Origin of the sequence: Cohnella sp. GCM10027633, assembly GCF_042675445.1 — a bacterium.
GTDB lineage: Bacteria > Bacillota > Bacilli > Paenibacillales > Paenibacillaceae > Cohnella.
Map to the genome: position 1 here is coordinate 804,553 of NZ_JBHTGV010000002.1, position 22,497 is coordinate 827,049.

The following is a 22,497-nucleotide window of genomic DNA, read 5'->3' on the forward strand; positions in this document are numbered from 1 at the left end:
CGGACGACCGATGGGGGCAAAGTGGAGGCCGACTTGGAAAATTCGCACCATACGGGGTAAATTCCTGTTGCTCACCGTGCTGCTAACGGTCGTGCCGATGTGCGCGCTGACGTTCACCTTCTACCGGATCGCCGTCCATTCTCTCGTCAACAAGGCGGAAGAGCATGCGATGCAATCGAGACAGATGAGCGAGAATTTCCTGAATAGCACGATATCCGATCTAAGCGATCTGACGAACGCGATTCTAGGCAATCCGGACGTTCAGGCGATACTGCAGCTGCGCGCGGCGGACGATTACGAGTTTCTGCGCAACGCCGAGCGGCTCAACAAGATCATCCGCGCGCAGACGCAGACGAAGCCTTACATTATATCGACGCTCGTATTCGCGCCGAAGGGCGGAGATAATCAGTCTTTCTATCAAGGGAACGATTCGATCCGCTTCGGCGGCCTCCCCACGCTACAGGAGGCCTACAGCTATTACGACCAGTTGCGTCGGGACAATCGCATCATGTGGCATGACGGCGCGCCGTTCCACGCGATGAACGGCGTATACGCGGACGACGACCATCTGTACGTCGGCAAGCTGCTCCGGCGAACGGAAGGCAATTACGAGGATCTCGGGTTCCTCATGCTGGAGATCGAGAAGTCCAGCTTCTTCGAAGGGATATCGATTCTGAAGCCGAACGACAAATCCCAATTCTGGATCGTCGACAGCGCGGGCAATCCGATCTACCGCATGCCGGAGGAAGCCGAGCCCGATTCGCGGGCGCTGCGCCAGGTGGCCGACGCGGCGGCAGGCCGTCCCATGCAGGAGAAGCAGTGGCTGCAATGGAACGGACGGCAGACCATGATCTCCTACGCGCCGCTCGATACAAACAAATGGACGTTGCTGCACAGGGTGGACACGGCTACTTTGTTCGAGGACGCCAATCAAATCGGAAGATGGACGATCGAGATTTTCCTCGCGGTGCTCGTGATCGGGTGGATCATCGCGTATCGCATGAGCGATACGATCAGAAGACCGCTTCGCAAGCTAAGAAGTCTAATGGGGGCGAACGCCAATCTGTCCGTCCCGCAAGAGACGTTCAACGCCGCGGACGAGGTCGGACAGATCGGCGATCGGTTCGTGCGGATGCTCCGGGAGAACCACGAGCTGAACGAACGCATATACGAAGCGCTGCTATCCCGGAAGGAAGCCGAATTCCGCGCGTTGCAGGCGCAGATCAATCCCCATTTTCTGTACAATACGTTGGAATCGCTGAACGGGCTGGCCCTGATGAACAAGCAGGACGAGATGTCGGAAGTAATCGGCGCGCTCGGGAAGTTCTTCCGAATCGCGTTAAGCCAGGGCAGCGAAGAGATCAAAGTATCGGACGAGGCGGAGCACGTCGGCGCGTACGTTCGCGTGCAGCAGTTCCGGTTCAAGGATCGGTTCGATTGGATCGCGGAGATCGACGAGGACGTTCTCGCCTGTTACGTCCCGAAGCTGATCCTGCAGCCGATCGTGGAGAATGCGATCTACCATGGGCTCAAGGGGCGCAAGGAAGTCGCTTATCTCATGCTCTCCGGCACGCGTGAAGACGGAAGGCTTCGGATGATGATCAGCGACGACGGCAACGGAATAACCGAGGAGAGACTTGCGGAAATACGGGGCGTTCTGAGCGGAGACGAGGCCGCCAGCGGCAAGGCGATCGGGTTCGGTCTCCGCAACGTGCACGAGCGGCTCCGGCATTACGGTCCGGAGTTCGGCGTCCAGATCGCGAGCGAATACGGCAAGTATACGACCGTCACGCTGCTGGTGCCGATCCATAACGAGCAATCCGATGGGGGGAAGTTCCGTGCGCCGATTGTTGATCGTGGATGACGAGTACCATATTCGCGAAGGGCTGAAGCAGCTCGTCCTGCAGACGGAATTGGACATCGCCGTCGCGGGAACGGCGGAAGACGGGGAAACCGCGCTTCTCGCCTACGATGAGCATCGCCCGGATATCGTCCTGCTGGACATCAACTTGCCCGACATAAGCGGGTTGGAAGTCGCCCGCCGCATTCGGGAGAAGGACGAAGAGACGCAACTGTTATTCCTGACCGGCTACGATTCCATGGCGTTCATCCGCGAGGCGATATCGCTGGAAGCCGTCGATTATATGTTGAAGCCCATTACGAGGGAGGAACTCGTCGCCGGCTTGCTTCGCGCCGAGGATCGGATGAGAAGGCGCGAACGGTTCGCGCATAGCAACGACGTCAGGCGGAACCAAGAGCTTCATCTGACGCAGGAATACGCGCTGCTCGATCTGCTGCTGCAACGCAGACCTTGGGGGGACGCATGCGAGGCGTTGCGCGCCGCCCGCGCGCCGCTGGCCGACGCGCAGCCGCCGTATGCGTTGATCTGCTGCGAGATGGACGCGATGCCGGCGAGGCTGAGCCGCGTCGAGGATCGGCAGCTGTTCGGCGTCGCTTACGCCAAGCTTGTCATGGAGGCGGCGCAAATGGCCGCTCCGGCATACGGCGCGGCAACTGCGCCCGATCGCGTGCTGATCGTCCTGTCTTCGGTAGGCAGAGGGACGGTGCTGGAAGTCGCCAAGAACGTACGGGCCGCGGTGAACCGCTACATGGACGTCTCGACGACGATCGGCGCGAGCCGCTCCGTCTCCGAGTTGAGAGAGCTGCCCGCGGCTTACCGCGAAGCGTTGCATGCGGCCGAGCATCGGGGCTGGGTGGGCGAGGGGCATATTATCCCTTATGAAAGCGTGCAAGCCGTCGAGACGACGAATCGGGCGCTGCTGGACAAGGAACTCGCGTTGCTGGCGGAGATCAGGGCGGGCAACGACGGGGCGGTACGGGCGATCCTGCAAGAATGGTCGGAGCAATATAACGGCATGCCCGCCCGCCAAGTCAGGCTGATGGCGACGCAGCTCGTCCTGTACGTCATGCGCGTCGTGCAGAATAACCCGTCGGTCGGACGGCATGGCCAAGGCCATCCGTGCCACGATCCGTTATTGGAAATGTCGCAGCTGGCAACCGGCAACGAGATCGTCCGGTTTCTCGTCGAGTACTTCGTGCAGGTAGGCAAGTGGATCCGCGAATCGCGGGAGTCGGCCGTGCCGAAAATGTTCGAGGACGCGAGACTATGGATTCGCGAGCATTTGCACGAAGACGCCAGCCTGAACGGGCTCGCGGATTATTTGCATTTAAGCCCGAAGTACGTAAGCTCGCGCTTCAAGCAGGTGACGGGAGAGAGCTTCGCGGACTTCCTGGCGCGCATCCGGTTCGAACGCGCCCGGGAGCTGCTGCTGGATCCCGAACAGAAAGTATCGGACATCGCCGAAGCGGTCGGCTACGGGGACGCGAATTACTTCAGCATCGCCTTCAAAAAGAATATGGGACTGACGCCGTCCGAATTTCGCAAACGATATCTGTAAAGATATCGTTTGTTCGTTATCGCCGCAAACGATCGAACCAAAACAAAGAAGACAGGGAGTAACCTTATAGTTCGGGCCATCGATCGCATGAATAATAGAGTCAGAACCATTAATCCGTATCGAGAGGGGATCATTCTATGCCGAGTAAACGCAAACCGAGGTGGTTGTCGCTGATGCTCGCGGCGGTGCTCGTCACCTTGGCCGCCTGCAGCAACAACAACGATATAGAACCGTCGGCCAGCAGCAACGCGCCGTCATCCGATTCCGCCAGTCCGAGCGAGTCGGCTTCCAGCGAAGCGCCGAAGGAAGTCGTCAAGCTGAAGTTCATGTACTGGGGCAGCACGGACGAGAAGAAAGCGATGGACAACATGATCGAGGCGTTCAACGATTCTCACCCTTACATCCAAGTGACGGGCGAGCACGTTCCGGGCGACTACAATACGAAGATGAACACGCTGATGGCGGCGAACGAGCTGCCCGACGTCGCTTATCTCGGCGACGGATTGACGAACCAATGGGGCAGCGAAGGCAAGCTTCTCGATCTGAGTCAATATTACGACCAGATTCCCGCGCTGCAGAACAAGCTGAAAGCTTCGTACTTGTACACGGAGCCAGGCAAGGCGGTTGCCAACTACACCGCGCTCGAAGTCATGGTTCTCTACTATAACAAGGATCTGTTCGAAGAGGCGGGCGTTCCGCTGCCGCCATCCGATCCGACCAAGGCGTGGACGTGGGACGAATTCGTCGAGACGGCGAAGAAGCTCACGACCGACAAGAACGGCAAGCATCCGGGCGACGCCGGCTTCGACGAGAAGAACATCGACACGTACGGCTTCTCCTTCGGTACCGACCGCGGCACGTACGGGCCGCTCCTCGAGAGCAACGGGGCGGGCATTCTGGACGAATCCGGCATGAACTACGCGCTCAATAAGCCGGAAGCCGTCGAAGTGTTCCAGAAGCTGCAGGATCTGATCTACGTGCATCACGTATCGCCGAACTTGATCCAGCAGCAGAACATGCCCGACAACCACGTGCGCCTGCAGACGCGCAAAGTCGCGATGGTGCTCGACGGAACATGGGCGCTGCTCGACCTAACGAACAACAAACAGCTCAACTACGGCGTCGGCGTCCTGCCGAAGCTGAAGGAGCCGAAGACGGTCATTCTCGCCGGCACGACGGTCGTGTTCAATACGACGAAGCATCCGACCGAGGCGCTTGAATTCTACCTGTACCATAACAATCCGGAACAAGTAGACCTGTACCGGACGGGACTGTGGATGCCGACGGAGGATAAGTATTACAACGACGAAGCGGCGATCAAGTCGTGGACGGACAACGAGGCGCATCCGCCGGAGTTCCGCCAAGCCGGCATCGAGTATACGAAGAATTACGCGGTGAAGTCGCCTTCGACGAAAGTCAAGAACTGGCCGGAGATCAACGGCAAGCTCGCGCCGGGACTCGATCTGATCTGGACGAACAAGAAGACCGCGCAGGAAGCGCTCGACGAGCTCGCCGGTCAGATTCAACCGCTCATCAAGGGCGAATATCCGGACGAATAGACATAAGCGGATTCGCGGACGGAGCGGAGCGCCATCGCGGCGATTCCGTTCCGCCCGTAACACGGCCGTAAGGCTTTTCCGGAAGGAGGAGGCGAAGCATGAGACGCAACGCGTCCGGATTGCTCAAGATGGAACGCCGCTGGGGCATGCTGCTGGCGCTTCCGGTAACGCTCGGATTGTTGTTCTTCGCGATCGGCCCGATCATCGCGTCGTTCGCGTTCAGCTTGACCGATTGGAAGATCGGGGGACAATCCTCGTACGTCGGGTTCGACAATTACAAGACGATTCTGACGGAGGATCCGGTATTCACGAAGTCGTTGTACGTGACGGTGTATTACGTGCTGGCGACCGTGCCCGTTGCGATCTGCGCGGCGTTCCTGCTGGCGATGCTGCTCAACCGGAACGTCAAGGGCTTATCGGTGTTCCGCACGATCTTCTTCCTGCCGTCCATCGTTCCGCGCATCGCGAGCACGATGTTATGGCTCTGGCTGTTCAACCCCGACTTCGGGCTTCTCAATTCGATGCTCGAATCGGTCGGCTTGGAAGGCAGCCAATGGATCTACGCGGAAGAAACGGCGATTCCTTCGATCGCGCTCATGAGCGTGTGGGGAGTCGGCAACTACATGATTATTTTCCTGGCGGGCTTGCAATCCGTTCCGGCCCACTTGTACGAAGCGGTCGAGGTCGACGGAGGCGGATCGTGGCGGAAGTTCTACCACGTTACGCTGCCGTCCATGACGCCGACGATCTTCTTCAACATGGTCATGATGCAGATCGGCGCGTTCCAAAGCTTCGATAACGTGTACGTCATGACGCAAGGAGGCCCGAACAACGCGACGTTGCTCTACGTCGTCTACTTGTACCGCGTCGCCTTCACGGAGACGAAGATCGGGTACGCCTCGGCGCTGTCTTGGATCTTGTTCGTCATTATCGTCGCGCTGACGTTGATCACGTTCCGAACCTCCCGCAGATGGGTGTATTACGAAGGAGGGGGGCGCTAATGACGCAGCCGGTCGGCACGACGTTATCGAAACCGCCCCGGATCGCGCGGGGGCGCGGGTTGAAGGAACGCAAGATCGGTACTTACGCGACGCTGTTCGCGCTTAGCTTCTTAATGATTCTCCCGCTCGTCTGGTTGTTGCGAAGCTCGCTCATGGACAACGCGCAAATTTTTATTTTCCCGCCCGAATGGATTCCGGAGCCGTTCCGCTGGAGCAACTATCCGGAAGCGCTGACGGCGGTCCCGTTCTCGAAGTTCTTCCTGAACACGATGACGCTCGAGTTGCTGACGGTCAGCGGCGTGCTCGTCACGACGACGATTACCGCGTATACGTTTGCAAGGCTCAGGTGGCCCGGCAAAAATATCGTGTTCGGCGTGCTGCTCGCCACCGCGATGCTCCCGAGCGCGTCGACGCTCATCCCGATGTTCGTCTTCTGGCGGGAGATGGGGGCGCTCGATTCGTTCATCCCGCTCTTCTTGCCTTCTTGGTTCGGAGCAGGGGTGTATACCGGTCAAGGCGTGTTCGCGATCTTCCTGATGCGGCAATTCTTCATGACCATCCCGCGGGAGCTGGACGAGGCGGCGTACATGGACGGGGCGAACCCGCTCACCGTGCTGTGGCATATCGTGCTGCCGTTGTCGAAGCCCGCGATACTCGTCATTACGATCTTCTCCTTCAACGACGTGTGGAATCAGTTCCTCGAGCCGACGCTTTACCTCAGCTCGGAGGACAAATATACGATGTCGCTCGGCCTCGCTTCGTTCAAAGGGCTGTACAATGCGCAATGGGGATATCTGATGGCGGCTTCGGCGACGATGATCGCGCCGATCATTCTGCTCTTCTTCCTTGCGCAACGGTATTTCATAGAAGGCATAACATTGACGGGCATTAAAGGCTAACAAGGAGGCGGCTCCGATGACGCAGGCAAGAATCTCGCGGCTGCGGAAGGCCGTCGCGGCGGCCGGCCTGGACGCGATGCTCGTGACGCACGGACCGAACCGAAGGTACGTATCCGGGTTCACGGGATCGTCGGGTTACGCGATCGTGACCGGCGAGGACGCGATTCTATTGACGGACTTTCGCTACGAGGCGCAGGCGACGGAGCAGGCGGCGGCCTGCACGGTTAAGCTTCATGGGGTAGATCCGCTCGAGTCGATCGCGGAACACGTTCGCAGGCTCGGAATCGGATCGCTGGGAATAGAAGGCCGGCACGTGAGCGTCGTTCAAGCCGATGCGCTTCGGAAGGCGCTCGTATCGACCGAATGCGTTCCGACGGAAGAAGTCGTGGAACGGTTGCGCAACGTGAAGGACGCGGAAGAAGTGCTAATGCTGCGCGAGGCGGCGCGGATCGCCGACGAGGCGTTCTCCGGCGTGCTCGGCCTCATTCGTCCGGGAGTCGGCGAGAAGCGCATCGCCGCGGAGATGGAATTCCGCATGCGGGAGCTGGGCGCGGATTGCGGGTGGCCGGGCATGATCGTCGCCTCCGGCTATCGCTCGGCGCTCCCTCACGGCGTCGCGAGCGACAAGCTCGTCGGCGACGGCGAATTCGTGACGCTCGATTTCGGAGCGATCGTGAACGGCTACATGTCGGACGTGACCCGCACGGTATTCGTAGGACGGGCCGGCGAACGGCATCGGGACCTCTACGCGGCGGTTCTCGAAGCGAACGAAGCGGCGATTCGCGGTTTGCGGCCGGGCATGAGCGGCAAGCAAGGAGACGCGCTGGGACGGGACGTGATCGAAGCCCGCGGGTTCGGCGAGTATTTCGGTCACGGACTCGGTCACGGGATCGGGCTCGAGATTCACGAGCAGGTCCGTCTGTCGCGAACGAGCGATTCCGTGCTCGAGCCGGGCAACGTGCTGACCGTCGAGCCGGGCGTATACGTGCCTGGCTTCGGCGGCGTACGGATCGAAGACGACGTTCTCATTACGGAGGACGGCGCGGAAGTATTGACTTCAAGCCCCAAGCATCTCATCGAGCTATAAGAGGATGGATGTCTCGGGAAATGTCTACTAGACGGAAGGGGAATGAAGCATGAATCGATTTGCGGGCGTCTACGTGGCGATCGTCACGCCGTTCGGCTCCGATCAGGAGCTCGATATTCCGCGACTGCAAGAGCATGTGGATTGGTTGATTCAAGAAGGAGTCGACGGAATCGTTCCGACCGGTTCTGTCGGCGAGTATGCCTCGCTGAGCCCGGAGGACAGGGCAACCGTCGTCGAAGCGGTCATCGCCGTCGCCGCGGGCCGCGTGCCCGTCGTCGTCGGCACGGCGGCTCCGTCGACGAAGATGGCGGTCCATTGGGCGCGGCATGCCAAGCAGGCTGGCGCGGCGGGAATTATGGCGCTGCCCCCGATCAACTACAAGCCGACCGAAGCGGAAGTGATCGCGCATTACGAAGCGCTGTCGGCAGTCGGTATCCCGATTATCGCTTATAACAATCCGCACGACTATCCGACCGACCTGAAGCCGGAATTGCTGAAGAAGCTGTCGCGGATCGAGAACGTGGTGGCGGTCAAGGAATTCTCGGGAGACATTCGCAGAATTCACGATATTCGGAGACTGACTGATCTCGAGATCATGGTCGGCGTCGACGACTTGGCGATGGAGGGCGGCTTGCTAGGAGCGTCTGGGTGGATCGCCGGGCTGACGAACGTGCTGCCGGCCGCGAGCGTGAGGATGTTCAAGCTCGCGCAGCAAGGCAAGCTGGACGAATCGCTGGCGATCTATCGCAAGCTGATCCCGCTCTTTCACTGGGACGCTAACCCTCGCCTCGTGCAGGCGATCAAATACGGCTTGGAGCTGGCAGGCAGGCCGATGGGCGATGCAAGGGCGCCTCGGTTGCCGCTGACGGAGGAAGAGAAGGCGGACATTCGGCAAGCTTACGATTACGCGACGCAAGAATAGGGCGAGAGGCATACAGACGCATCGGACGGCGGAGGGGGTATACCTTATCGTCGTCCGTTATTGCCGATGCCGGAAAAGGGAGTGTAACCGACATGGAAACGAGAAATTGGATCGGCGGAGAATGGGCGAGACCGTCCGCGGGCTCGCAAGAGGCGCGGAATCCGTCCGACTTGTCCGAGACGATCGGCGTCGTGCATCTCTCGGGGAGAGCCGACGCGCTTCAAGCGGTCGAAGCGGCGAAGCTGGCGCAACCCCGATGGGCGGCGATGACGGGCGCCGCCAGGGGGGAATGCCTGTACCGGATGGCCGGTTTGTTGGAGCTTCATTCCGCCGAGCTTGCCGCGCTCGCGAGCCGCGAGATGGGCAAGCCGATCGCGGAGATGCGGGGAGAAGTGACGCGCGGCGTCAATCTGCTGCGCTATTACGCGGGGGAGGGCGTACGCTCGAACGGTCAGTTGATCCCTTCCGCCATGCCGAACGTGAAGCAATATTCGATGCGCGTGCCGCTCGGCGTCGTCGCGATCGTCACGCCGTGGAACTTCCCGGTCGCCATTCCGATCTGGAAGATCGCTCCGGCGCTCGTCTGCGGCAATGCCGTCGTCTGGAAGCCGGCGGAGAACGGCTGCTTGACCGCGGCCAGAATGGCCGAGATCTTCGCGGGAGCCGGCTTGCCTCCGGGCACGATGAATCTGGTCATCGGTCGGGGAAGCGCGATCGGCTCGGCTCTCTTGGAAGAGGCGCCGATCGACGCGGTCAGCTTCACCGGCTCGACGTCGACCGGCTTGCGCATCGGGGCGGCCAGCGCGGGGCGCAACCTGAAGTACCAGACGGAGATGGGCGGCAAGAACGCCGCGGTCGTATTGCGCGACGCCGATCTCGACTTGGCCGTGGCGGCGGTCGTCAGCGGGGCGTTCCGCTCCGCGGGGCAGAAGTGCACGGCGACGAGCCGGATCATCGTCGAAGCGGCCGTCTACGACGAGTTCGCGGAGCGGATCGCCGCGGCGACGGCCCTGCTGCGGGTGGCGAACGCGATGGATGAGCAAGCCTATCTAGGGCCGGTCGCATCCAAGGAACAGTTCAATACGGTCATGCAATACGTGGAGTTGGCCAAGGCGGAGGCGAGAACCGTAGCGCTGGCGTCGGATCGCGAAGGCGATCATGACGGCTACTATATTCGCCCTCTCGTCGTGGAAGGCGTCGCCGCGGATCACGCGCTCGTGCAGGAGGAAGTGTTCGGTCCGCTCGCTGTACTGCTGCGCGCCGACGATGCGGAAGACGCGATCCGGCTGACGAACGAGACGGTATTCGGACTGAGCGCCTCGGTGTTCACGCGCGACTTGTCCAACGCTTTCCGGTTCCTCGAGGAAGCCGAAGCGGGCATGGTGCGCGTCAATCAAGAGACCGGGGGCGTCGAATATCAAGCGCCGTTCGGCGGCATGAAAGGCTCGAGCTCCCATGCGAGGGAACAAGGGCAGGCGGCGCTCGACTTCTATTCCCATATCAAAACGTGCGCGATTCAATACCGCTGACAGCGAGGAACGGAACAGGAGGCATGAGCGATGGCATCCGATTACGGAGGCAATCTCATCGTACGGCTGGAGATGGCGTTCGATCCGGCGTCCTTCGGCCGGCTCGTCGAGGCGATCGGAGCGGCAGGAGGAGATTTGGTCGCGATAGACGTCATCCGGGCGGGCAAGCTCGGCGTGCGCGATCTGACGATCCGGACGGCGGAAGCTTCCCCGGAAGGCATCGTGGCGTCGATCAAGCGGATACCCGGAGCGAACGTCGTGAACGTCTCGGATCAGACGCTGCTGCTGCATCTGGGCGGCAAGCTCGAAGTCGCTCCGCGCATCCGGATCAGGACGCGGGACGATCTGTCCCGCGTATACACGCCGGGCGTCGCCAAAGTGTGCTTGGCGATTCACGAGGATCCCCAAGCCGCCTACTCTCTGACCATCAAGCGGAATACGGTCGCCGTCGTGAGCGACGGCTCGGCCGTGCTCGGGCTAGGCAACATCGGACCCGCCGCCGCGATGCCCGTCATGGAAGGCAAGGCGATGCTGTTCAAGGAGATGGCTGGCGTGGACGCGTTCCCGCTCTGCCTGGATACGCAGGAGACGGACGCGATCGTCGACACGGTCGTTCGGCTGGCTCCCGGATTCGGCGGCATCAATCTCGAGGATATCTCCTCGCCCCGCTGCTTCGAGATCGAACGCCGGCTGCAAGAGAAGCTCGACATCCCGGTATTCCACGACGACCAGCACGGGACGGCGGTCGTCGTGCTCGCGGCGCTCATGAACGCCGCGAAGGTCGTCGGCAAGCCGCTCGCCGGCTTGCGCGTCGTCGTATGCGGCATCGGCGCGGCCGGCGTCGCGATCGTCAAGATGCTGCATGCCGCGGGCATCCGGGAGCTGTACGCGGTCGACCGGAACGGCCTGCTGACGCGCGACGACCGTTACGACAACGAAGCGTGGCAATGGTGCGCGGAGCATAGCAATCCGGCCGGACGCGTCGGAGGCATGGCGGAGGCGCTAGCGGGCGCGGATGCCTTCATTGGCGTATCCGGCCCGGGCGCGCTTCAGGAAGCGCACGTTCGCGCGATGGCGAACGACCCGATCGTGTTCGCGCTCGCCAACCCGACGCCGGAGATCGATCCGGAGTCGCTCTCCGGCATCGCCGCGGTCGTCGGGACGGGACGGTCCGATTACCCGAACCAGATCAACAACGTGCTGTGCTTCCCCGGCATGTTCCGCGGCGCCCTCGATTGCAGGGCGTCCCGCATAACCGAGGGGATGAAGCTAGCAGCCGCGAAGGCGATCGCCGATGTCGTCTCCGAGCACGAGCGAACCGCCGATTATATCGTGCCGAGCGTGTTCAATCCCGGCGTCGTCGAGGGAGTACGGCGCGCGGTCGTTCGCGCGGCGTACGAAGACGGCGTAGCCCGCAAGCGGGATCGGCGGGATTCGGATTCGGGGGAGGGTCGCCGATGAACGCGGCCATGACGATGTCGCTGCTGCCGCAATTGCGCTGTTCGCTCGCTCCCGAGCTGAGGCAGTCGCTGAAGGTGCTGCAGATGCCGGCGACCGACCTGATCGATTACGTGCGGGGCTTGGAGCAAGACAATCCGCTCGTCGAGTTGACGTGGACGGAGAGCGGGCGTCGGATATCGAGACGATCGGATCCGTACGCGGGCGGACGCGGAGACTTCATGGCGTCGCGGTCGACGGGAGGTACCCGCGATACGCTGGAGCAATCGTTGATCGCGCAGCTGAGGCTGACGGACGCTTCCGCCGAAGCGAAGAAATTCGCCGCGTTCCTGGCCGGCAATCTGAACGAGAACGGCTACTTGGACATCGGCTTGGAAGAAGCCTCCGCATGCATGGGCGCGTCGCTTGGCGCAATCGAAGCCGGACTGCGCCTGCTGCAGTCGTTAGAGCCCGCCGGCGTAGGGGCGCGCACGCTCGCCGAATGCCTGCTCTTGCAAATGCATCGCGACGAGCTTGCTCCGCCGGTCGCGGCGCGGTTGGCCGAGACGCATCTGAACGACATCGCGGGCGGACGATGGAAGGCGATCGCGCGGGCGACCGGCGTTCCGGACGAGGAGCTCCGGCGAGCGGTCCGGTATGTGCGCAGCCTCGATCCCCGGCCCGGGGCGGCGTACGCCGGAGCGGACGTTCCCTACGTCATTCCCGAAGCGAAGCTGTCGGCCGTTCCGGAAGTTTCGGCGCGCGCGAGATTGGAGCAGTGGACGCCGCGGATCGTCGTCCATTCGTACGCCGGCGCCGGCGCGAAGGACAGAGGCTCGCGCGAATGGCAAGCATGGCTGGCCGCGAAGAGCAAGGAGGCGGCAGGACTGAAGGAGATGGTACGGTTCCGCTCGCATGCGCTGACGTCGGTCATTCTCGCGGTCGCGCACGAGCAGCGTTATTTTCTGACGGACGGACCGTCCGCGATTCGCCCGCTGAAGCTGGAGCAGATCGCCGCGAAGACGGGCTTCCACGTGTCGACCGTAAGCCGCGCGGTACAGGGCAAGTTCGTGGATACGCCTTACGGCGTCATGCCGCTGTCGCGGCTGTTCTCGGCGAGCGTCGCGAGCGACCGCGGCGGCCCGTTATCCGCCCGTACGGTCAAGCTTCGAGTACGGGCGCTCATCGCCGGCGAAGACAAGCGCAGCCCGCTAACCGACAAGCAGCTGGCCGATCGGCTTCGCGAGGAGGGGATGGCGATCTCCCGGCGCACCGTCGCCAAATACCGGGAGGAAGAGCGGTTGTTGCCTTCGTCCATGCGCGCGCAACGGCCGATCGATTGACCTGACTTACCTAGCCTTCGATCGATAAGGGGGGTGGAGATGATGTAGGCGCTCGAATGCACATGCGGAATGTCGCACGGGGCTCGCAACAGATCAAATCCGAACTCATTACGAATGGAGGCTCGCGTTATGGAGAGGTTCAACGCGACGGCGGTTCGAGGCATGCTCGATACGTCGTTCAAGCGGGCGGTCGCGCTCGCGCTATGCTGCGCAATGCTCGCGTCAATGCTCGTCATGGGACCGCAGAAGCAAGCGCTCGCTGCGGCTAACTACGCGGAGGTCGTCGATATTTTCGGGCGTACGGTCAACGACAACGGCATAGAGCTGGTAGACTGGCAAGGGTATATCGCGAATCCTTACGTGAAGCTGACGGTCAAGCCGCCGACGAGCGCGGTATTCCCCGTCACGATCAATCTGACGACGCAAGGGACGTCGCGGCTCATGATGGATATGCCGAGCACGATGTCGGCGACCGGGGCGGCCAAGACGTTGACGTTCGCGAACGCGTCGGAGACGAAAAACTTCAACCTGGCCATACACCCCGATCGCATCGGCGGTCCGAACCAAATCGAGAACTATACGCTGACGTTGCAGGTCGTCCAGAATAACGGGACGCAGAACACGCAGACGGTCGCGATCCGCGTCCTCGATCAGGACGACAACGCGCAGCCGACGTTGCCGCTCGTGTTCGATTACCGGTTCGATACGATCACGAACATTTTCAACAACGCCTCGATTAAAGCCGCGACGGAGCAGGCGATCAAGGACTGGTTCTACTTCTTCGACGAGGCGCCGTTCGATACGGTCGCGGCGGGGACCGAGGGGCTGACGTTGCCGGGAGACAACTGGCAGAACGGCATCGCGGTCACGAACAACGCGGCGTACAACGGGATGTGGATTTTCCTCCGGGGACTGAACGACCCTTACTCGACGGGCTTCCCGTCGACGAACAACCAGTATCACAAGCGGAACGGCGTCCAGGTGCCGGGCCAGATTCACCGGTCGCTGGCGACGATCCTGGACTTCTACGCGGGCTTCACGCCGTTCTCGTCCTTGAACGACGAGGAGTACTACCTCTCGCAGATGCCCGGGGCCTCCTGTACGTCCAATTGCCAGACGGACGTGCTCGGCCTCATCACGCACGAGTTCGGCCATGCCGTCGCGTACAACGACAGCTGGGCTGGACATACGGCATACAAGAACGCGTCGGGCGCGAACGATGCGGAAGTCATCGCTTATCAAGGCACCGCCGTACCGATCATTAGCGGCGGGCATCTTCCGGGAGACCAGCCTTATTGGGACCGGCTCAGCGGTCAGAACGGCGGGCGCGACCACATGTTCGGCTCCAGACGGTGGATGCTGACGAAGCTGGCGCTGCTCGTCGCGGAGAACTCGGGTTGGAAGCTGAACAAGAACCTGACCCCGTTCCTGGCGCCTTCGATCGTTACCGCGTCGCTGCCGGGCGGAACGAAGGGGCAAGCTTACAACCAGACGCTGGCGGCCAAGGGCGGCGTGCCGTTCTACGATTGGAACGTAACGAGCGGAACGCTTCCGCCGGGCTTGACCTTGGACCGCTTCAAGGGGACGATCTCCGGCACGATCTCCGCGAGCGCGCCTCAGAACAACTACACGTTCACGGTGCAACTGCGCGATTACGACGCGATGAGCGCGCCGGTCACGAAGTCGTTCACGATCAATCTCGGCGGCACCCCGACGGGAGAGTTGATCGCGAGTTACGCGTTCAACGAGACGAGCGGCACGACCGCGGCCGATGCTTCGGGCAACGGCAGCAACGCGACGGTGAGCGGCGGGACGTGGGCGGCCGGCAAGAACGGCAATGCCGTCACGTTGAACGGCACGAACGGCTACGTCAGCATGCCTAGCGGCATTCTCAGCGGCCAGACGGACGTTACGATCGCGAGCTGGGTGAAGGCGAGCAGCATAAGCAACTGGACGCGGATCTTCGACATCGGCACGGGAACGTCTTCGTATATGTTCCTGTCGCCGCAACCGGGCGCCGCGGGCTTACGGTTCGCCATCTCGACCGGAGGCAGCGGGGGAGAGCAGCGGATCAGCTCGACGACCGCGTTCCCGACGGGCGTCTGGAAGCACGTCGCCGTCACGCTGAGCGGTTCGACCGGAAGGCTGTACGTCGACGGCGTGCAGGTGGGGACGAATACGAGCATGACGCTGACACCTTCGAGCCTCGGCAACACGACGCAGAACTGGATCGGACGGTCGCAATTCTCGGGAGATCCGTACTTCAACGGACAGATCGACGACTTCCGCATCTATAACCGGGCGCTTAGCGCGACGGAGGTCGCGACGCTGGCCGGGTCGACGACGACCGTGACGGACATCGCGCCTCAAGCGACGGCGACGACTTCGTTCGTCTCGTCGTGGGAGAGCCTCGCGGGGCTGAACGACGGCTATACGCCGACGAGCTCTAGCGATCGCGGACATCCGGTGTACGGCAACTGGAACAACCCGAACACGACGCAATGGGTGCAGTATACGTGGAGCTCGGCGCGCACGATCTCCTCGGTCGACGTGTATTGGTTCGACGATAACGGGGGAATCGATCTCCCGGCATCGTATACGATCCAGTACTGGAACGGCAGCGCGTGGACGAACGTGGCGAGCCCGTCGGGGCTCGGCTTGCTGGCGAACCAGTACAACACGACGACGTTCACTCCTGTCTCCACGACGCAGCTGCGGCTGAACGTGACGGCGAAGGCGACGACGTCGACGGGCATCGAGTCGTGGAAGGTTAGCGGAACGTAACGAAGGGCAAGTTGGCGGCATGATAAAAAGGATGAGGCGGATTGTTTCTGCCTCATCCTTTTTCATTCTATCGATGGAGAGCCGCAGCCTCGTCGTACAGTCTCTCGCGTCCGGCTTCGATCCCCGGATCGAACTGGATGAGCGCGTCCCGCCTCGCTTGCTTCACGCGTTGCGTGGCGGCCAGCAGTTCGGACTCGTCCGGCGCTTGACTGGCGGCGGCAGCCTCCAAGGCGATGGATAACCCGGCTAGCGCGCCTTGGGCGATCGCGACCTTGGCGCTCTCGACGCCGGTAATGTTGCCGGCGACGAACAGCCCCTTGAGCGGCGTACGCATCCGTTCGTCGTGAACGGGGATATGTCCGCCGAGCTCCGGTAAGTAGCGGAACGGGCAGCCGGCGACGGCAGCAAGCTCCGCGAGCGGATACAGACCGCCGGCGATGCACGCGAAGTCGGCTTCGACGAAGCTCTCGCTCCCCGGGACGGGAGTGCCGTCTGGACGCACGTCGACGATGCGGACGCCTTCCACGGCGTCCCGGCCGACGATCTCGACGGCGGACCGTCGCAGCTGCAACGGCGTGTTCCATATGCGCATGCCGCTTCTAGGATAGAGGCTCAAGGCGAGGCGCTGCAGCGCCGGCGTCCGGATCAGCGGCGCGCCGTAGCGGAGCAGCGGGCTCGGCGCCAGATGCGCGAAGCGAAGCAGAGAGCGCAGCACTTGGCGCGGCTCCGACGCGTGTCCGGTCAGCGGATTCAAGGGCGGGAGCACGATCGCGGCCAGTTCGATGCCGGCGAGCCGAAGCTCGGAGACGATCGCCATCGCCAGCACGTTCATGCCGATGACGACGCCGCGTTCGCCGACCCTGACGCGCTGCACGTTCGTCATCACTTGGGCCGCCCCGATGGACATGACGCCGGGCAGCGTCCAGCCGGGCAACGGCGCGGCCGATTCCGCCGCTCCGGTCGCCAGCAGGACGTTGCTCGCGCGCAACGTTCCTCCGCCGGTCCATAGCGTCCAGCTTCCGTCCTCGCCGCGCTCCAGCGCGCTTACGGAAATGCCCGTCCTTATCGTAGTGCCGGCGTCGGTAGCATCACGGACGAGCGCATGCGCTTCGCGGATGCCGTTCCACCACGTTCCGTCCGGCTCTTGATGCAGCTGACCGAGCAGCCGTCCGCCCGGCTTCATGTATTCGTCCAGCACGAGCGTGCTTACGCCGCGGCGCGCGGCCGCTATCGCCGCCGATATCCCGGCGGGACCCGCGCCGATGACGATCAATTCATAGCTTTGGTTCATTCCGCGGCGCTCCTATCGTTCGATGGGTTCGTATCCGGATGGAAAGGCGTAGGCAACAAGCGGCCGGAGCCGACGTCCCTTCCGTCCTCCGCCGGCGTCAAGCAAGCGCGGACGCCCGCGACGCCGTCGACGGTCACTCTGCATTCCATGCAATGTCCGATATTGCAATAGATTCCGCGGGGCGTTCCCCGTTGTTCATGCACTCTCAACGTTCGAATGCCGCAAGCCAGCAACGCCGCGGCGATGCTCTCGCCTTCGCGCGCGTCGATCAAGCGCCCGTCGAAGCGGAAGCGAACGGTCCGCGCCTCGGGCAGCGGGCCGAGCACGGGATGGTTCTCGATTCGTCCGTTGCTCATTCCGGTATCCCCCATTCGGAGAAGGAGATCGGCCGCACGGGCGGCTGTACCTTAAGCGCGGGCGCTTCGTCCGCCGGAGGGATCAGTCGGTCGATCAGCGGACGGCACGTACGGCCCCCGCAGATGCCCATGCCCGCCCGGGTGCGCAGCTTGGCTTCCCGCGCCGAGCAACCGTACCGGTCGATGACGGAGGCGAGCTGCTCCAACGTAACTTCCTCGCAGCGGCATACAATAATCGGAAGATTCGACACGCTTGGCAACCTCCTTGACGTTCTCGTTCCTCGTCTATGCGAATGCAGCAAATTCCGTGCCATGATGCTGGATCGCGCGTTCCCTTATTATCCGTATTCGCGGTGGCATGGATTTTGCAGGTAACGTGTCGATGCGAGTACGGTTCGAAGCCGATCGCAGCGACTATGACGAGAAGGATGGATCGGGATGCCGTTGCCTTACGAGACGAGAATGAAGCGGCTGCTGCGGAAGCTCGAAGAGAACGCGATCGAAGCGGCGCTGGTGACGACGCCCTCTTCGATCGCGTATTACACCGGATTCAAGTCCGATCCGATGGAGCGGTTCCTGGCTTTGTGGATCGGGGCCGACGGCAAGGCGACGCTATTCGTTCCCGAGCTGGACGCCTTGAAGGCCGAAGGAGCGCAAGGCATCGACCGGCTAGCGGCGATTCCCGACGGCAAGCCGCCGCTAGAGCTGCTGAAGGGCGCAAGCAAGATCGCGCCCGAATGCTGCGGCATCGAGAAGGACGCGGTGAGCTGGCAACTGGCGGAGAGGTTGATCGCCTTATGGCCGGAAACGGAGTTCGTCGATATCGGGGAATCCGTGCGGGAGATGAGAGGGCGCAAGACGCGCGAAGAAGCCGATTGCGCGAGAGCGGCCGCGCGGATCGCCGACCAAGCGCTGGAGGCGGCGATCCGCGCGTTCAAGCGGGGGATGAGGGAGCGGGAGCTGGCCGAGGAGATCGATCGGCAGGTACGCCTGGCCGGAGGGGAAGGCAACGCGTTCCTTACGACCGTGCTCGGCGGCAAGCGCACGGCTTATCCCCACGGAGAGACCGGGCTTCATCCGATCGGGGAGGGCGACTTTCTGCTGGTCGACATGGGAGTCGCGAGCCAAGGCTACTTGTCCGACATGACGCGAACGTTCCTCGTAGGCGAAGGGACGGAAGAGCAAGCGAGAATCTATGAAACGGTGAGAGAGGCGAGTCGCCGGGCAATCGATGCGGTGCGCGCGGGCGAACCGTTAGCCGGCATCGACGAGGCGGCCCGGTCTTGGATCCGTCAAAGCGGTTACGGGGGCTATTTTCCCCATCGCGTCGGGCACGGGCTGGGCATGGAAGTACACGAGCCGCCGTCCATTCACGGTTGGAACGAGGAGCTGATCGTGCCCGGCATGCTGTTCACGATCGAGCCGGGCATCTACGTGCCGGGAATCGGCGGCGTCAGAATCGAAGACGACGTCTACGTGAACGAGAGCGGCCTGGCGGAGCTATTGACCGGATTTCCGAAGCGGCTGATAAGGCTGTAACGTCAAGCATCGCGATCGAAAAGCAAGGCGAGCTTGTTGTACAAGGTCATGCGAGAAATGCCGAGACGCTGAGCGGCCGCCTGCTTATTATCGTTCGTCTCTGCGAGCGCGGCTTCGATGTAACCGCGCTCGCAGTCGGCGAGCCATTCCGGCAACGTTCCTCTTTCCGGCAGTCCGGCGCCGGCAAGCGGTCGGTCAAGCGCTATTCCGGCCGCCGATGCCGTCCCCGCAACGATCGCGGGCGGCAGGTCCTCCGCGCTCGGGGGACCGTCCGGCGAGAGAACGCGAAGCCGTTCCATCGCGTTGCGCAGCTCCCTGACGTTGCCCGGCCAAGGGTAGCCGATCAGGATGGAAGCCATGGCGTCGGAAAGAGGCAGGTCGTAGCCGCTCCGGCGCAGGAACGCGTTCGCTAGCAGAGGAATGTCCTCGACGCGCCGGCGGAGCGGCGGAATATCCAACGCGAGCACGTTCAGCCGATAATACAGATCTTCACGGAACCGGCCTTGCTCGACTAGCGCGGCCAGATCCCGATTCGTGGCGGCGATGAAGCGGCAATTCGAATGCAGCGGCCGCGTGCCGCCGACTTGATAGTATTCGCGGTCTTCGAGAATCCGAAGCAGCTTCGCTTGAAGGTCGGGCGCCATCTCGCCGATCTCGTCGAGGAATAGCGTACCGCCCCCGGCCAGCTCGATCTTGCCGGGTTTGCCGCGGGGATCCGCGCCTGAGAATGCGCCTCTCTCGTAGCCGAACAACTCGCTCTCGACCAAGCTGGCCATAATCGCGCCGCAGTTGACGGCGATGAAAGGCGAACCGGCGGTCTCTCCCGAGGCGTGGATCGCCCTGGCGAATACTTCTTTGCCGACTCCGGTTTCGCCGGTCAGCAGCAGCGCCGAGGAGGACTTGGCGAGACGCCTCGCCATGTCGACGGCCGAACGCAACGGAAGGCTATCGCCGATGACGGCGGAGAACGGATCATTGTCCCGCGTCGAACGGGTCGGAGATGAGGTCATGAGGCAGCTCCTTCACGAGTAATGTGTAAATAGATTATTACACCGTCTAACGAAAGTGTAAATATATTTAGAACGAGGTGGACCGGTTGACTTATAGGCAGCATACGGACGTCCTCGTGATCGGCGGCGGCATCATCGGCATGTCGATCGCTTATTTCGCGGCGCGGGAGGGACTCTCCGTTACCGTACTCGAGCGAGGGGAAGTCGCGCAAGGCACGTCTTCCCGTTGCGACGGCAACATCCTCGTCATCGATAAGGATCCCGGATTCGATAGCCTCATGTCCGTCGAGAGCCAGCGCATTATCGCGGAATTGGCGAAGGCGCTCCCCGAGCCGTTCGAGTATCGGGCTCCGGGCAGCATCTTCGTCTGCGAGACGGACGAAGAGATGGAGGCGGCGCGAAGCTGGGTCGAGCGGCAAGCCGCGCTCGGACTTCCGTTCCGGATGCTGGACCGTTCCGACATCCGGCAAGAATCCCGTTACTTCGCCGACGACTTGCCCGGCGGATTGGAATGCGCCTCGGATTCGACGGTCAATCCGTACATGCTGACGTACGCGCTCGCCGAACAGGCCAAGCGCGACGGCGCCAAGCTGCGATTGCATACGACGGTGCAAAGCATCGGGCGGCTCGACGGCGGCGGCTACGCGGTCGAGACGGACCGGGGAAGCTGGCTCGCGGAGCAGGTCGTCAACGCCGCGGGCTGCTGGGCGCCGGAGATCGGCCGGATGGTCGGCTTGGATATTCCGATCTATCCGCGCAAAGGCCACCTGATCGTCGCCTCGCGCGGTCATCCCGTCGGGATGCGCAAGGTGATGGAATTCGGCTACTTGATGTCCAAGTTCGGCGGCTCGCGGCAAGTCGATCCTCTTACCGAGAAGTACGGCGTCGCGCTCGTATTCGAGCCGACCGAGAGCCAGAACTTCCTCATCGGCTCCAGCCGGCAATTCGCGGGCTTCGATACGAACATCCGGCCGGAGGTCATCGGCTGCATGGCAAGACGCATGCTGCGGTTCTATCCCGGCTTGGCGGATTTCCAGCTCATCCGCACGTACGCGGGGCTGCGTCCGTGGACGCCCGACCATCTCCCGATCGTGTCCGAAGTCGCCTCGCTGCCCGGCTTCTATATCGCTGCTGGTCACGAAGGCGACGGAATCAGCTTGGCCGCTGTGACGGGGAAGCTCATGGGCGAGCTGCTGAGCGGAGCACCCGCGACTTGCATCCCCGCGAAGCCTTTACGATTCGAGCGTTTCGACAACAGGGAAGGAGAGGGTACGCATGCAAGCTACTCGAGTGTACCGCACCATTGACACTCATACCGGAGGCAATCCGACGCGGACCGTCATCAGCGGCATGCCGCGGCTGGAAGGCGCCACGATGGCGGACCGAATGCTGGACATGAGGAATCGTCACGACGCCGTTCGGCGTCTGCTCATGAACGAACCGCGCGGCCACGAAGTGATGTCGGGCGCGTGCATCGTGCCGCCGTGCCATCCCGATGCGGACGTCGGCGTCATCTACATCGAGACGGGCGGCTACTTGCCCATGTGCGGCCACGATACGATCGGTCTATGCACGGCGCTCGTGGAGTGCGGTCTCGTTCCCGTTACGGAACCGACGACCGTCATCAAGCTGGATACGCCGGCCGGACTGGTCATCGCCGAAGTAACGGTGACGGACGGATCGGCGAAGCAGGTGTCGTTCCGCAACATCCCGGCTTATTTGCACGGAACGATGAGCGTGGACGTCCCGGGCATCGGAACGGTGCAATGCGATATCGCCTACGGGGGCAACTTCTACGCGATTATCGACGCGCGCAAGCACGAGTTGTCGCTCGAACCGTCGAACGCGACGGCCATCGTGGATACGGCGGTCCGGATTCGAAGCGAGATTAATCGCCAGGCCGTCGTCGAACATCCGGAATCGCCTTTCATTCGCGGCGTGACGCACGTCGAGTTCTACGCCGATCCGCGTCATCCGGAGGCCGACTTGCGCAACGCGGTCGTCGTCCCTCCCGGAGGCATCGACCGGTCGCCTTGCGGCACGGGCACATCGGCGAAGATGGCGGCCTTGCACGCGCAAGGAGCGCTCGCGCTTAACGAACCGTTCGTGCACGAGAGCATCGTCGGCTCGCTGTTCCGCGGGCGGGTGCTCGAGCGGACGACGGTAGGGGACCGGCCGGCGGTCGTGACGGAGATCGCGGGCGACGCTTGGATTATGGGCATGCACACGTTCTATTCCGACGAAGAGGACGGTCTGAACGAAGGATTCCTGTTCGTGCCCCGGGACGAACGGGACGAACACTAACGGAAGGGGAGATGCGC

The 22,497-nt window shown here is 62.4% G+C and carries 18 protein-coding genes; 14 read left to right on the plus strand and 4 right to left on the minus strand.

Annotated elements, in window-relative coordinates; all coding sequences use genetic code 11:
* The first annotated feature begins 10 nt into the window (after positions 1-10).
* The 11 genes from ACFQZG_RS07890 (at position 11) to ACFQZG_RS07940 (ending at position 15,980) form a co-directional block, all read left to right on the plus strand.
* Entirely contained in the window at positions 11-1,864 is a 1,854-nt protein-coding gene (locus tag ACFQZG_RS07890) for a cache domain-containing sensor histidine kinase (protein WP_378151123.1), read from the plus strand.
* Positions 1,839-3,419 carry a response regulator gene (locus ACFQZG_RS07895; RefSeq protein ID WP_378151125.1) on the plus strand — a complete coding sequence of 527 codons (1,581 nt, stop codon included), beginning with the start codon at positions 1,839-1,841 and terminating at the stop codon, positions 3,417-3,419. Before ACFQZG_RS07890 ends, ACFQZG_RS07895 begins: the two co-directional genes overlap by 26 nt.
* A 137-nt stretch (positions 3,420-3,556) precedes the next feature.
* Positions 3,557-4,978: an ABC transporter substrate-binding protein gene (locus tag ACFQZG_RS07900; RefSeq protein WP_378151127.1), complete on the plus strand. Its 1,422-nt coding sequence runs from the start codon at positions 3,557-3,559 to the stop codon at positions 4,976-4,978.
* 98 nt (positions 4,979-5,076) lie between these two features.
* Positions 5,077-5,979, plus strand: a complete 903-nt coding sequence (locus ACFQZG_RS07905) for a carbohydrate ABC transporter permease (protein WP_378151129.1) — start codon at positions 5,077-5,079, stop codon at positions 5,977-5,979.
* Positions 5,979-6,878, plus strand: a complete 900-nt coding sequence (locus tag ACFQZG_RS07910) for a carbohydrate ABC transporter permease (protein ID WP_378151131.1) — start codon at positions 5,979-5,981, stop codon at positions 6,876-6,878. The genes ACFQZG_RS07905 and ACFQZG_RS07910 overlap by 1 nt, the downstream gene beginning before the upstream one ends.
* Positions 6,879-6,894: 16 nt before the next feature.
* Positions 6,895-7,965, plus strand: a complete 1,071-nt coding sequence (locus ACFQZG_RS07915; RefSeq protein WP_378151132.1) for a M24 family metallopeptidase — start codon at positions 6,895-6,897, stop codon at positions 7,963-7,965.
* Positions 7,966-8,014: 49 nt separating this feature from the next.
* A complete protein-coding gene (locus ACFQZG_RS07920) occupies positions 8,015-8,887 on the plus strand; it encodes a dihydrodipicolinate synthase family protein (protein ID WP_378151134.1) in 873 nt (290 codons plus the stop codon).
* Positions 8,888-8,979: 92 nt separating this feature from the next.
* Positions 8,980-10,416, plus strand: a complete 1,437-nt coding sequence (locus tag ACFQZG_RS07925; RefSeq protein ID WP_378151136.1) for an aldehyde dehydrogenase family protein — start codon at positions 8,980-8,982, stop codon at positions 10,414-10,416.
* 30 nt (positions 10,417-10,446) lie between these two features.
* Positions 10,447-11,877: an NAD-dependent malic enzyme gene (locus tag ACFQZG_RS07930; RefSeq protein WP_378151138.1), complete on the plus strand. Its 1,431-nt coding sequence runs from the start codon at positions 10,447-10,449 to the stop codon at positions 11,875-11,877.
* A complete protein-coding gene (rpoN, locus tag ACFQZG_RS07935) occupies positions 11,874-13,196 on the plus strand; it encodes an RNA polymerase factor sigma-54 (protein ID WP_378151140.1) in 1,323 nt (440 codons plus the stop codon). Before ACFQZG_RS07930 ends, rpoN begins: the two co-directional genes overlap by 4 nt.
* 213 nt (positions 13,197-13,409) lie before the next feature.
* Positions 13,410-15,980 (plus strand): LamG-like jellyroll fold domain-containing protein, encoded by a 2,571-nt coding sequence (locus ACFQZG_RS07940; RefSeq protein WP_378151602.1) that lies wholly within the window; start codon positions 13,410-13,412, stop codon positions 15,978-15,980.
* Positions 15,981-16,047: 67 nt separating this feature from the next.
* On the opposite strand, the gene ACFQZG_RS07945 is transcribed toward ACFQZG_RS07940, so the two are convergent.
* Genes ACFQZG_RS07945 through ACFQZG_RS07955 form a run of 3 tightly spaced genes read right to left on the minus strand, consistent with a single transcriptional unit; the run spans position 16,048 to position 17,878 of the window.
* Complete coding sequence (locus tag ACFQZG_RS07945; RefSeq protein ID WP_378151142.1) at positions 16,048-17,271, minus strand: NAD(P)/FAD-dependent oxidoreductase; 1,224 nt, start codon at positions 17,269-17,271, stop codon at positions 16,048-16,050.
* Positions 17,268-17,627 carry a (2Fe-2S)-binding protein gene (locus ACFQZG_RS07950; RefSeq protein ID WP_378151144.1) on the minus strand — a complete coding sequence of 120 codons (360 nt, stop codon included), beginning with the start codon at positions 17,625-17,627 and terminating at the stop codon, positions 17,268-17,270. The genes ACFQZG_RS07945 and ACFQZG_RS07950 overlap by 4 nt, the downstream gene beginning before the upstream one ends.
* Complete coding sequence (locus tag ACFQZG_RS07955) at positions 17,624-17,878, minus strand: (2Fe-2S)-binding protein (RefSeq protein WP_378151146.1); 255 nt, start codon at positions 17,876-17,878, stop codon at positions 17,624-17,626. The genes ACFQZG_RS07950 and ACFQZG_RS07955 overlap by 4 nt, the downstream gene beginning before the upstream one ends.
* Before the next feature lie 187 nt (positions 17,879-18,065).
* Between ACFQZG_RS07955 and ACFQZG_RS07960 the strand changes: the two genes are divergently transcribed.
* Entirely contained in the window at positions 18,066-19,166 is a 1,101-nt protein-coding gene (locus tag ACFQZG_RS07960; RefSeq protein ID WP_378151148.1) for a M24 family metallopeptidase, read from the plus strand.
* Between the two features lie 2 nt (positions 19,167-19,168).
* On the opposite strand, the gene ACFQZG_RS07965 is transcribed toward ACFQZG_RS07960, so the two are convergent.
* Positions 19,169-20,176 carry a sigma-54 interaction domain-containing protein gene (locus ACFQZG_RS07965; protein ID WP_378151150.1) on the minus strand — a complete coding sequence of 336 codons (1,008 nt, stop codon included), beginning with the start codon at positions 20,174-20,176 and terminating at the stop codon, positions 19,169-19,171.
* Between the two features lie 140 nt (positions 20,177-20,316).
* Between ACFQZG_RS07965 and ACFQZG_RS07970 the strand changes: the two genes are divergently transcribed.
* Together ACFQZG_RS07970 and ACFQZG_RS07975 are read left to right on the plus strand one after the other, a co-directional pair.
* Positions 20,317-21,483, plus strand: coding sequence for an NAD(P)/FAD-dependent oxidoreductase (locus ACFQZG_RS07970; protein WP_378151604.1), 1,167 nt, complete (start codon positions 20,317-20,319; stop codon positions 21,481-21,483).
* Positions 21,452-22,480, plus strand: coding sequence for a proline racemase family protein (locus ACFQZG_RS07975; RefSeq protein ID WP_378151152.1), 1,029 nt, complete (start codon positions 21,452-21,454; stop codon positions 22,478-22,480). Before ACFQZG_RS07970 ends, ACFQZG_RS07975 begins: the two co-directional genes overlap by 32 nt.
* Positions 22,481-22,497 lie beyond the last annotated feature (17 nt).

Bases quoted from the DNA above. Each gene is read 5' to 3' on its own strand.
- ACFQZG_RS07925 (WP_378151136.1), top strand. From the start codon at position 8,980: ATGGAAACGAGAAATTGGATCGGCGGAGAATGGGCGAGACCGTCCGCG.
- ACFQZG_RS07905 (WP_378151129.1), top strand. From the start codon at position 5,077: ATGAGACGCAACGCGTCCGGATTGCTCAAGATGGAACGCCGCTGGGGC.
- rpoN (WP_378151140.1), top strand. From the start codon at position 11,874: ATGAACGCGGCCATGACGATGTCGCTGCTGCCGCAATTGCGCTGTTCG.
- ACFQZG_RS07900 (WP_378151127.1), top strand. From the start codon at position 3,557: ATGCCGAGTAAACGCAAACCGAGGTGGTTGTCGCTGATGCTCGCGGCG.
- ACFQZG_RS07965 (WP_378151150.1), bottom strand. From the start codon at position 20,176: ATGACCTCATCTCCGACCCGTTCGACGCGGGACAATGATCCGTTCTCC.
- ACFQZG_RS07930 (WP_378151138.1), top strand. From the start codon at position 10,447: ATGGCATCCGATTACGGAGGCAATCTCATCGTACGGCTGGAGATGGCG.
- ACFQZG_RS07960 (WP_378151148.1), top strand. From the start codon at position 18,066: ATGCCGTTGCCTTACGAGACGAGAATGAAGCGGCTGCTGCGGAAGCTC.
- ACFQZG_RS07970 (WP_378151604.1), top strand. From the start codon at position 20,317: ATGTCGATCGCTTATTTCGCGGCGCGGGAGGGACTCTCCGTTACCGTA.
- ACFQZG_RS07915 (WP_378151132.1), top strand. From the start codon at position 6,895: ATGACGCAGGCAAGAATCTCGCGGCTGCGGAAGGCCGTCGCGGCGGCC.
- ACFQZG_RS07890 (WP_378151123.1), top strand. From the start codon at position 11: ATGGGGGCAAAGTGGAGGCCGACTTGGAAAATTCGCACCATACGGGGT.
- ACFQZG_RS07940 (WP_378151602.1), top strand. From the start codon at position 13,410: ATGCTCGCGTCAATGCTCGTCATGGGACCGCAGAAGCAAGCGCTCGCT.
- ACFQZG_RS07945 (WP_378151142.1), bottom strand. From the start codon at position 17,271: ATGAACCAAAGCTATGAATTGATCGTCATCGGCGCGGGTCCCGCCGGG.
- ACFQZG_RS07975 (WP_378151152.1), top strand. From the start codon at position 21,452: ATGCAAGCTACTCGAGTGTACCGCACCATTGACACTCATACCGGAGGC.
- ACFQZG_RS07920 (WP_378151134.1), top strand. From the start codon at position 8,015: ATGAATCGATTTGCGGGCGTCTACGTGGCGATCGTCACGCCGTTCGGC.
- ACFQZG_RS07910 (WP_378151131.1), top strand. From the start codon at position 5,979: ATGACGCAGCCGGTCGGCACGACGTTATCGAAACCGCCCCGGATCGCG.
- ACFQZG_RS07950 (WP_378151144.1), bottom strand. From the start codon at position 17,627: ATGAGCAACGGACGAATCGAGAACCATCCCGTGCTCGGCCCGCTGCCC.